General features: G+C 33.7%; 5 protein-coding genes. All 5 read left to right on the top strand.

From position 1 onward, the window contains the following. Positions 1 to 75: 75 nt before the first annotated feature. The 5 genes from AC2H4K_RS05065 (at position 76) to AC2H4K_RS05045 (ending at position 11,540) form a co-directional block, all read left to right on the top strand. Positions 76 to 2,880, top strand: coding sequence for a helix-turn-helix and ligand-binding sensor domain-containing protein (locus tag AC2H4K_RS05065; protein WP_281138699.1), 2,805 nt, complete (start codon positions 76 to 78; stop codon positions 2,878 to 2,880). A 235-nt stretch (positions 2,881 to 3,115) separates the two neighbouring features. After that, on the top strand, positions 3,116 to 6,313 hold the full coding sequence (locus tag AC2H4K_RS05060) for a SusC/RagA family TonB-linked outer membrane protein (protein WP_281138698.1): 3,198 nt from the start codon (positions 3,116 to 3,118) through the stop codon (positions 6,311 to 6,313). 10 nt (positions 6,314 to 6,323) lie between these two features. Then, positions 6,324 to 7,781, top strand: a complete 1,458-nt coding sequence (locus tag AC2H4K_RS05055; protein WP_281138697.1) for a RagB/SusD family nutrient uptake outer membrane protein — start codon at positions 6,324 to 6,326, stop codon at positions 7,779 to 7,781. Positions 7,782 to 7,793: 12 nt separating this feature from the next. Beyond that, on the top strand, positions 7,794 to 9,887 hold the full coding sequence (locus AC2H4K_RS05050; RefSeq protein ID WP_281138696.1) for a hypothetical protein: 2,094 nt from the start codon (positions 7,794 to 7,796) through the stop codon (positions 9,885 to 9,887). Between the two features lie 12 nt (positions 9,888 to 9,899). Beyond that, entirely contained in the window at positions 9,900 to 11,540 is a 1,641-nt protein-coding gene (locus AC2H4K_RS05045; protein WP_281138695.1) for a glycoside hydrolase family 16 protein, read from the top strand. Position 11,541: the final 1 nt, after the last annotated feature.

Here is an 11,541-nt window from a genome sequence, read left to right as displayed (position 1 = left end):
AGCAAATAAATCTTTTCTAAGTTTATTGGTTTCGTTTTTTTGAATTCAATATTTATAATATATAAACAAAAGAATATGTTTAAACAGTTTATTCTTTCATGCTTTTTTATACTAACGAGTTTTGGTTTTTCTCAAGAACTACCTCCTATAGATGTGTTTACACCTCAAGATTATGGAGCTGAGGACCAGAATTGGGCGATTTCTCAAGCTTCAACGAGTGAGATGTATTTTGCTAACAATAAGGGCTTGCTGGAATATAATGGTGAACGATGGACGCTATATCCAACGCCTAATGAATCCATTTTAAGGTCTGTAAAGGTTATTAATGAAAAAATCTATACAGGATTTTATATGGATTTTGGCTTCTGGAAAAGAGATGAATACGGAAAGTTAAACTATACATCTCTTGTTTCTAAATTGAATATAGACTTGATAGAAGATGAACAATTTTGGAATATTGTGTCCTTAGACGGTTATATTCTTTTTCAGTCTTTGAATAGAATATACATATTAAATACTCAAGACAATTCATATTCTTTAATTGAATCTCAAACCACCTTAATTAAGGTTTATAAACTTGATGATCTTATATATTTTCAAAAGTTTAATGAAGGTATTTATGTCATAGAAAACGGAAAGGAAAAGCTTATCATAGGCTCAGGTTTAATCAAAGATAAAGTCGTTACTAATATTTTTAAGCATGATAGTGGATTACTTATTCAAACAAAGGAGAATGGGTTTTATTCATATGCTGATGGTAGTTTAACCGTATGGAATCAAGAACTTAATGATATCCTTTTTCATAACAGTATATATAGCAGCTTAAAGTTAAGAAATGGTGATTATCTCCTTGGTACAGTTTCTCACGGAGTTATATTGTTAGATGAAGAAGGTATTATAAAATCACGAATAGATCAATCTAATGGATTAAGTAACAATACTGTTCTTTCCATGTTTGAAGATGCTAGAGGGAACATTTGGTTGGGATTAGACAACGGAATAAATGTTATTAATCTTAATTCACCTTTTAGAGTTTTTAATGATGATTCGGGTATTTTAGGTACGGTTTATACTTCCATTATTTCAAATAATAAGTTATACCTAGGAAGTAATCAAGGTTTGTTTTATAAAGAATTAGGTGCTGTTGGTAAATTTAATTTTATAGAAGGAACAGAAGGGCAGGTCTGGTGTTTACAAAAGTTAGATGACACCCTTTTTTGTGGTCATGACAAAGGCACATTTGTAATTGATGATATTAAGGCAAATCTTATTTCTGATGTTCAAGGAGCTTGGCAACTACAACGTATTGCATCTAATCCTAATTTATTCATTCAAGGAAATTATAATGGTTTAAACATCTTTGAAAAAGAAGGTAATCAATGGCAATTCAGGAATAAATTAGAAGGCTTTGATATTTCTTCGAGATATTTTGAGATCATAAATAATAATGAAATCTTGGTGAGTCATGAATATAAAGGAGTTTTCAGGTTGAATATAGGTGAAGGCTTTACTTCTGTAAAATCATATGAACAGGAATCAATAGAAAAGGGTGAGAAATCTAGTTTGGTTAGTTATAATGGTGATATTTTTTATAGCTATAAAGAAGGAGTCTATGCATATAATTCTGATAGTAGAAAATTTGTAAAAGACACTTCGTTAAGTAAACTGATTAATTCAGATCAATATACATCTGGAAGATTGATTAATGATGATAATTCTAATAAATTATGGTTGTTTTCTGAAAACAATTTGAACTATGCCGAACCAGAAGCACTCTCTTCAAATTACAAAGTAGCTAGTATAGCATTACCTGGCAAATTAAGAAAAACTAAGGCAGGATATGAAAATTTATTGGCTACAGATAAAAATAAATATCTTTTAGGAGCTACAAATGGCTATATAGAAATAGATTTTGATAAAATTCAAAATAATAATTATGAGGTTGAAATTCATCTTAACGAGATTCAGAATTATGCTTTAAACCAACCTGCAGAAGCATTAAGTATTGAAACACTAAATCCTTTACCTAATAAAAGTAATAACATATCCTTTAGTTATAGTGTTACCAATTTTGATAAATTTTCCAATACAAAATATAAATATAGGTTAGTTGGCTTTAATGATAATTGGAGCTCTTGGATGGATGAGTCTTCTATGTTGTATGAAAATTTGCCTTACGGTAATTATACGTTTGAAGCAAAGGCTAAAATAGGAGATAAAATCTCTGAGAATACCGTTAGTTATTCTTTTGAAATTAGTAAGCCATGGTTTTTGAAACCTTTAGCAATATTCATTTACGTTTTAATTTTATTAATGTTATTGGCTTTAGTGCATTGGTTCAACCAAAAGTATTATGAAAAGCAACATCTAAAATTACTCAAGAAAAAAGAGCGAGAACTAGAGATCAAAGAATTGGAAAATCAAAAACAATTGATGCAATTCAATAATAAAAATCTTCAGCAAGACATAGATAACAAGAATAGAGAGTTAGGAATGTCAACCATGAACCTAATAAATAAGAATGAACTTCTTAATGAAATAAAGAAAGAGCTTAGTAAAGCTAAGAAACTAGAAGATTTAAAATCTGTAATTAAGCTTATCAATAAAAATTTAAATACTACTGACGATTGGAAACTGTTTGAAGAAGCGTTTAATAATGCCGATAAAGACTTCTTGAAAAATCTAAAGCAGAAGCATCCAGAGTTAACTTCAAATGATCTTAGGCTTTGTACATATCTTCGCCTTAATTTATCTTCCAAGGAGATTGCTCCTTTGCTTAACATTTCACCAAGAAGTGTTGAGGTAAAACGCTATCGATTAAGAAAAAAGATGAATTTACATCATGACACAAACTTAACCAACTACATCTTAAAGTTGTAAGTCCTATACAAGTCTTAAAAACACCTATACAATACCACAACATTAACTATATTTTGAAATTTACAACGTTGTAGTAACATTTTCTTAACACTAGGCTATTTAAGAGTTTTTTAACGTTGGTTTATTGTTTTAATAAAAAAACAACTAAAATTTTGCGATGTATATTTTTTGTATAGCTACATTTTAAGGATTTATCAATGTTGATTTATAATTTGCAGTATCTAAGCAACAAACTATGTATAAACATTTATTATTTTTATTTGTATTCGCTTTTTCTGTGTCTATTTATGCACAGAATGTAACCGTAACAGGTACAATAACCGAAGCGTCAACAGGACAACCTTTACCAGGTGTAAATCTTGTTCTTAAAAACACATCTAGGGGAACATCCACAGATTTTGATGGTAACTTTACCTTTAATGATGTTCCTTTAAATTCCGTATTAGTAGTTTCCTATTTGGGTTTTAAAACACAGGAAATTACAATTACAAATGATCAACCATTAAGTATCCAATTAGAAGATGACAACGAAGCCTTAAGTGAAGTTGTTGTTATTGGGTATGGTACGCAAAGAAAAGAATTGGTGACCGGAGCTTACTCTAGTCTAGATTCAGAAAAAATTGTAGAAAACAATCCAGCAAGAATTGAAGAAGCCTTAAAGGGTAGTGCTGCAGGTGTTCAGGTAAATGCTAATTCTGGTTCGCCAGGTGCATCACTAAATATTAGAATTAGAGGTATTACTACAAATGGTGATAACTCTCCTTTGGTAATTGTAGATGGTGTTAATATTGGTACGGATTTGAGTATTATTGATCCTAATGACATCCAAAAAATGGATATTATTAAAGATGCTAGTTCTGCTATTTACGGTGTGCAAGGTGCTAATGGTGTTATTCTTATTACAACAAAATCTGGTAGAAAAAATAGAAAAACTAGATTCTCTTACAATTCCTATTATTCAGTTCAAGAAGCCGATAATACTATTGACGTAATGGATAATTATGAATATGCGGTTTATGTAAATGAGTCAGAAGCTGCAGATGGTAACGGGGTTCCGTATCCAAACTTACAGAGTTTGAATATGAATACAGATTGGCAAGACGAATTATTTAGTCAAGCTCCTATGTATAATCACAACTTAAGTGTAGATGGAGGATCTGAAACAGTAACTTATGGTTTTAGTGCTAGTTTCTTTGGTCAAGATGGTGTTATAGCGAGCGATAAATCCAATTTTCAGAGATGGACCGTAAAGAATAATTTAGGTGTCGATATTACCAAAAGATTAAAGTTGAATACTTTTCTTTTGTACACAAACATTAGAAGTAAGTCAATTCCAGAAGGTGGTAGAGGTTCAGCTTTATATTATGCGTTAAACGCATCACCTCTAACTCCAGTTTATGATAATACAACGCCTGCCAATATATCTAATGGTTTTGCATACATTGGAACAGAGCAAGGAAATGAAATCATAAATCCTTTAGCACTGATTAATAACACCTTCAATGAAGGGAGAGCAGATCGTTTTACTGGTAAGATAGAGCTTGAATATAATATATTAGAAAATCTTAAAGCAACATCAAGGTTTAACTTTAATTACTCTGATTATGGGGGAAGATCATATTCTCCATTACAATATTACGGATTAGGTAAAGTAGTGAATAATGTAACATTAGATTCATCGGGTGAAGCTTTTGATGTAGATAGAAACGATGATGGGGAAAGAGATTTATATGGTACGGTTTCAGAAAATACTCAGCATACTTTTGATTATACTTGGGAAAGTTTTATTGAATACAATAAAACATTTAATGACAAACATAATCTAACGGCTCTTATTGGTGCATCTATCAGAAGTGAGAAATATAAAGGTTTTTTTGGTTCTGGGCCATTGAACAGTGGACCAGATACTTGGGATAATGCATATTTAGGTAATTCAAACTCTATTGTTCAAGTCGTTGATGATGAAATTACATCTAGTTTAGTGACTTCTTCGGATGGTAGAAATGAAGATAGATGGTATTCCTACTTTGGACGTATTCAATATGATTATCAAGGTAAATATCTATTCTCAGCTTTATTAAGACGTGACGCATCAACGAGATTTGGTCCAAATTATAGAATAGCAAGTTTTCCTTCGTTTTCTGCTGGTTGGGTAGTTTCTAAAGAAGAGTTTTTTAATGTAGATTTTATAAATAGACTTAAAGTTAGAAGTAGTTGGGGAGTTACTGGAAGCGATAAATATGCAAGTTATAGATGGCTTGGTCTTTTACAGGGAACTACAGGTGAGGCAACATATCCTTTCAATGACTTACTGTCTTTTGGAAATGCTGTGGGCTCGTTGGCAAACCCAGATTTAAAATGGGAAAGAAATAAACAAACTAATATAGGTGTAGACATAGACTTTTTTGATAGTAAATTAAATATGTCAATAGATTATTATAGGAAAAAGACGGAAGATTTACTATTGGTACCTGAAGTGTCAGCTCTTTTAGGTGCAGCGGCAGGAGGTAGTTCTGCGCCTTTTGTCAATGCGGGAACAATTGAAAATAAAGGAATTGATCTAAGCATCAATTATTCTCATGATTTTAATGATGATTTTGGTTTTAGTGCAGGGTATACACTTACAACAATAAAGAACAAAGCACTTCAGGTTAATAATGAAGCAGGATTCATTTCCGGTGGACTTTTTGGTTTAAATCAAGCAACATCTCGATTTGAATCAGGGCTTCCTATAGGTGCTTTTTATGGTTTAAAAATGGAAGGAATTTTCCAAACACAAGCTGAAATAGATGCACTAAATACAGATACTAACGGTGATGGAATAATTGATGGAGACGATACACCGTATCAGGTTGGTGCAAGCCCAGGAGATATTAGATATGCCGATATAGATGGTGATGGTGTAGTTGAGTATGGAAGTAGTGATGATCAAACAATGATTGGTAACCCAATACCAGATTGCACAATGGGTCTCAATTTAAATGTTCATTATAAACAATTCGATTTTGGAACATCTTTATATGCTTCAATAGGCAATGATATTGCAAGAAGTTATGAAAGATTCTTAACTTATAGCAATAAACCGAGTTTATACTTAGATCGCTGGACAGGACCAGGCACATCTAATTCTGTTCCTAGAGCATCTAATGCAGCCTCAAACAATTATTTGTTCTCTTCATTCTTTGTTGAAGATGGTTCATATTTAAGAATTCAAAATGTTCAATTAGGTTATTCGCTTCCACAATCTTTATTAGAAACTCTAAACATAGATAAGTTTAGAATTTATGTAGCGGTAAATAATTTATACACATTTACAAAATATAGTGGATATAATCCAGATGTTTCTAACGCAAGTCCTCTAGGTGCTGGTGTAGATCTTGGACAATATCCTCAAACAAGAACTTTCACAACAGGTATTAATGTTTCATTCTAAATCAAGACAAATGACTATTAAAAAAATAACAGCTTTAGTATTGATTATTACCTGCTTTGCATGTAATGATTATGTAGATATATTGCCAGAAGGACAGGAGAATAGTGAAACTTTCTTCAACTCTAGTACGGATTACGAAGACGCGTTAGTAGGTGTTTACGATTTATTGTCAACAACCTATTTGAATAATATTTTAGGCGAAATTGCCTCAGATAACAGTAAGTGTGGTGGTGGTGATGCTACTGATGTGCTAGATTGGCAGCAAATTGATGATATGACTCACAATGCTGATAATGGAGCATTACGAAGTTTATTTCAGTTTATGTATGCAGGTATAAGCCGAGCAAACTATATTGTTGAATTTCAGAATAAAATAGATTTTGAAGGTAAAGAGCAATTGCTTGCCGAAAATCTATTTTTAAGATCCTACTACTATTTTGAATTGGTTAAGTTTTTTGGTGATGTGCCGCTTTACACAGAAGGAAGAATTACGTTAGAACAATCACAATCTATCGGTAGAACTCCAAAATCAGAAGTTTATGCTCAGTTAGAAACAGATTTGTTGTCAGTTATAGACGATTTGCCATGGCAGCAAAATCAAAATGGAAGAGTTACTAAAGGTGCAGCATTGTCTTTATTAGGGAAAATATACCTCTATCAAGATAAGTTTGATCTTGCAGCTACTACATTAGAGCAAGTTATTGTTTCTGAGCAATATCAACTAGTAGAAGATTTTGGAACTATCTTTTTAAACTCTAACGAAAACAACATAGAATCTGTATTCGAAGTTCAATATTTTGGAGGTGAAGGTGCTAGTTTTGATTGTTTCCAATGTGTTGAAGGAAATATTGCTGTAGGATTTATGGGTCCGAGATTTACAGGAGGTGATTTTTCACCATTTACTTCAGGGTTTAGTTTTAATCCACCTACAGGAGAATTATATAACTCATTTGCAGATAACGATGAGAGACGTGATGCAACAATCTTAAATATGGATCAATTTGTTGCAGAGAATCCAGGAGTGACGTTTAATTTAGGTAACGTAAATGATTATACAGGTTATTACAACAAAAAATATATTCCATACGCAGAGGCTAACTCGCAAGACGTAAACCTGACGCACAGTAATAACTATCGCGCCATTAGATATTCAGATGTTTTATTGATGGCAGCAGAAGCTTATAATAGAAGTGGTCTTAATGATTCAAAGGCAAGAACTTATCTCAATCGAGTTAGAGTTAGAGCAGGTTTGGATGAGGTTCAAAGTTCTGGAGCTAATTTAACAGAAGACATATTTGCAGAAAGAAGATTAGAACTAGCTGGTGAAGGTCATCGTTTCTTTGATCAAGTAAGAACAGGTAGAACTAGTACTATTGAAAACTTTTCTGATTATAATGTTCTTTTTCCAATACCAAGAATAGAAATTGAGTTGGCAGGTAATAATTGGGAACAGAACGAAGGATATTAAAAAATAAAAACTATGAAAATAATTAAGCAACAATTAAAATTTCTTCTTGTACTATTGGTCATTTTTGGCTGTACACAAGATGATGATAACTCTGATATTATAAATCAGATTGAGCCACCGAAAAACATAGCAGTTGATGTAACGGTAACTCAGGACAACACAGGTTTAGTTACTATGAGACCATCAGGTGAAGGAGTTACTGGTTATGTGATAGATTTTGGTGATGGTTCCGAAGTATCTGATATTATTAGTCCAGGTGAAAATATTTCACATACTTACGAAGAGGGTGTGTACGATTTTACAGTAACAGCAAATGGGTTAACAGATGAAACAACAAGTATTACTCAAGAATTGGTAGTGTCTTTTGAAGCTCCACAAAATTTAGTAGTACAGATTGAAAATGATTTGGCGTTATCTAAAACTGTAAATGTAACGGCTAATGCTGATTTTGCAACTTTTTTTGAAGTTGATTTTGGTGAAGTCTCAGGTGCAGAACCTCTTTCGGCTAACATAGGAGAGACGATTTCGTATACCTACCAAGAGGAAGGTGTTTATACAATCACTGTAGAAGCATTAGGTGCAGCTATAGAAACCACAACCTATTCTGAAGACTTTGAGGTAACAGCTATTGTTCAACCTATAGCTTCAGCAGCAACACCACCAGCAAGAGCAGAAAGTGATGTTATTTCAATTTTTAGCAGCGCTTATAATAATGTGCCTGGTACTGATTATTTTCCAGATTGGGGACAAGGTGGGCAAGGAAGTAGTTGGGCTCTGTTCGATTTAAATGGAGATGAAATGCTACAATATATAAACCTAAGCTATCAAGGTATTGTATTGGCAGATGGTGTTACTGTAGATGTTTCTCAAATGGAATATCTGCATTTAGATGTATGGACAGCAGAAGATGTAACTGATATTGAGACATCTTTAATTAATAATGCTTCAGGAACTGTTACCGAAGCACCTGCAAGTAGAGCATTAACACCAAATGATTGGACAAGTATTGATATTCCAATTTCGGAATATACAGATCAAGGACTAACTGTTACTGAAATTTTTCAGTTAAAATTCGTTGGTACACCATGGGCAGAAGGAACAGTTTTTATTGATAATATTTATTTCTGGAGAACACCAACCGCTCCTTCGCCTTTAGTAGGAACATGGGTGTTGGCGCCAGAAGCAGGAGCTTTAGCAGTTGGACCAGCAATGGGAGATACTAGCTGGTGGAGTTGTGATGCTACATGTGTGGCAGATAGAGCTTGCCAATATGATGATGAATTTATTTTTGGTTCAGATGGATCTTTTACAAATGTTCTTGGCACTGAAACATGGGTTGAGACTTGGCAAGGTGGATCTGATGCTTGTGGAACTCCAGTAGCACCTTATGATGGAAATGCAACAGCGACCTTTGTTCACAACCAAGATAATGGTACAGTAACAATTTCTGGATCTGGTGCCTATATTGGAATACCAAAAGCTAATAACGAAGGTGAACTTCCTAATGTTGCTGTTCCAGAATCTATTACTTATGATGTTACGTTTTTAGATAGTAATACTATTAGTGTAGTAATTGAAGCTGGAGCAGGTGTGTTTTGGCAATATAAGCTAGTAAGAAGTGGTGCACCTTCACCTTTGGTAGGAACATGGGTTTTAGCACCTGAAGCTGGATCTTTAGCAGTAGGGCCTGCTTTAGGAGACACAAGTTGGTGGAGTTGTGATGCTGCTTGTATTGGTGATAGAGCATGTCAGTATGATGATCAATTTGTATTTGGTTCGGACGGTAGTTTTTCTAATGTATTAGGATCAGATACTTGGGTTGAGGCATGGCAAGGAGGATCTGATGCTTGTGCAGCACCAGTCGCTCCATATGATGGAATAGCATCTGCAACATATTCTTATGATGAATCAGCTGGAACAGTTACAATAAATGGTACAGGCGCTTATATAGGTATACCAAAAGCTAATAATGAAGGCGAATTGCCAAATGTGGCAGTACCAAGTTCTATAACCTATACAATCTCTTTTGAAAGTGATACAGCAATCAACGTCTCAATAGAGTCTGGTGCAGGAGTATTTTGGCAATATAAATTGGTGAAAATTTAAAAAAAGCAAAAAATGAAAAGTTTAAATATTAGATTAAATATAATAGTCTTCACAATTTTGACAGCATTCTTTTCTTGTGAAGAGGATGACGCAACAATAGGCGATATAATTGCACCATCCAATTTATCTGTAGAGGCTGAAATTGTCGGACAAGATGCAGACAATCCATATGGTGATGGCTCTGGTGTAGTGAATTTATATGCTACTGCTGATAATGCATTAAGCTATAAGTTTTTATATTCAGCTACAGAAGTTAATGCTCCTTCGGGTCAGGCGGAAGCTTTGTTTACTAATTTGGGTGTTAATACATATACGGTAACAGCAATTGCGTATGGTACAGGCGGATTATCAACAACAACATCTATTCAGATTGAGGTTTCGGCAACCTATTCGCCTCCACAAGATTTAATAGATAAATTGGTAGGAAATAGCTCTAAAACTTGGCGTTTAAAATCAGAGGCTAACGGACATTTTGGATTAGGTCCAGTTGGCGGACAGATTCCTGTTGAGTGGTATGGTGCAGGTCCTGAAGAAAAGGTAGGAGTAGGAATGTACGATGATAGGTTTATATTCGACATTGATGGAACTTTCACACATATTACCAATAATACTAATGATGACCCTACAGTTGACCCTTCAGGAACTGTTTTCGGAAGAGATGGTTTAATAGATGAAATAGGATCAGGTGGTAATGTTAATGGTGCCGATGTTGAAAATTTACCTTATAATGATTATACGTCTTCATATGTGTTAATAGCTCCAGGTGGAGTAGAAACAATTAGTCTTGACGGACTGTCTTTTATAAGTTATTATACAGGAGGTAATCATAATTATCAAATCTTTGACAGATCAGTTCCTAATGAATTACTTTTAAAAACTACTGATGGTAATAATGAATTTGATTGGTGGTTCATTCTTACCTCCGAAGAGCCTGCTTCTAATGATTTTACAACAGATTATGATAATCTTGTTTGGCAAGACGAGTTTGATGTAAATGGTGCGCCTAATTCTGCAAACTGGACATACGATTTAGGAACAGGTACTGATGGATGGGGAAATCTAGAATTACAATATTACACAGATAGTCCTGATAATATTATTGTAGAAGATGGTTTGCTAAAAATTACAGCTAGAGCAGAATCTTTTTCAGGTAGTGATTATACATCATCCAGAATTAAATCACAAGATCTTTACGAGTTTACTTATGGTAGAGTAGAATTTAGAGCTAAACTTCCAGAAGGTGGAGGTACTTGGCCAGCACTTTGGATGCTTGGTGCAAACTTTACAGAAGTAAGTTGGCCAGAATGTGGTGAAATTGATGTTATGGAGCATGTGGGTAATAGTCAGAATACAATTCATGGTACATTGCACTTCCCAGGAAACTCAGGAGGTAATGCAGTTAGTGGAAGTACAACAAATGCAACAGCAAGTTCAGAGTTTCATTTGTATTCTGTAGAGTGGAGACCAACTGAAATTATCTTTCTAGTAGATGATGAACCTTATTTTACATTTGATAATGACGGTACACTTCCATTTAATAGCGATTTTTTCTTAATCATAAACTTTGCTATGGGAGGTAATTTTGGTGGAACAGTAGATCCTAGTTTTGTAGAGTCTACATTAGAAGTTGACTACGTAAGAGTATATCAATAAG

The organism is Winogradskyella sp. 266wxhm (assembly GCF_058964685.1).
The sequence above is the reverse complement of the archived record's forward strand: the minus strand, read 5'-3'. Positions and strand labels throughout refer to the sequence as shown.

Bases quoted from the DNA above. Each gene is read 5' to 3' on its own strand.
- AC2H4K_RS05065 (WP_281138699.1), top strand. From the start codon at position 76: ATGTTTAAACAGTTTATTCTTTCATGCTTTTTTATACTAACGAGTTTT.
- AC2H4K_RS05060 (WP_281138698.1), top strand. From the start codon at position 3,116: ATGTATAAACATTTATTATTTTTATTTGTATTCGCTTTTTCTGTGTCT.
- AC2H4K_RS05055 (WP_281138697.1), top strand. From the start codon at position 6,324: ATGACTATTAAAAAAATAACAGCTTTAGTATTGATTATTACCTGCTTT.
- AC2H4K_RS05050 (WP_281138696.1), top strand. From the start codon at position 7,794: ATGAAAATAATTAAGCAACAATTAAAATTTCTTCTTGTACTATTGGTC.
- AC2H4K_RS05045 (WP_281138695.1), top strand. From the start codon at position 9,900: ATGAAAAGTTTAAATATTAGATTAAATATAATAGTCTTCACAATTTTG.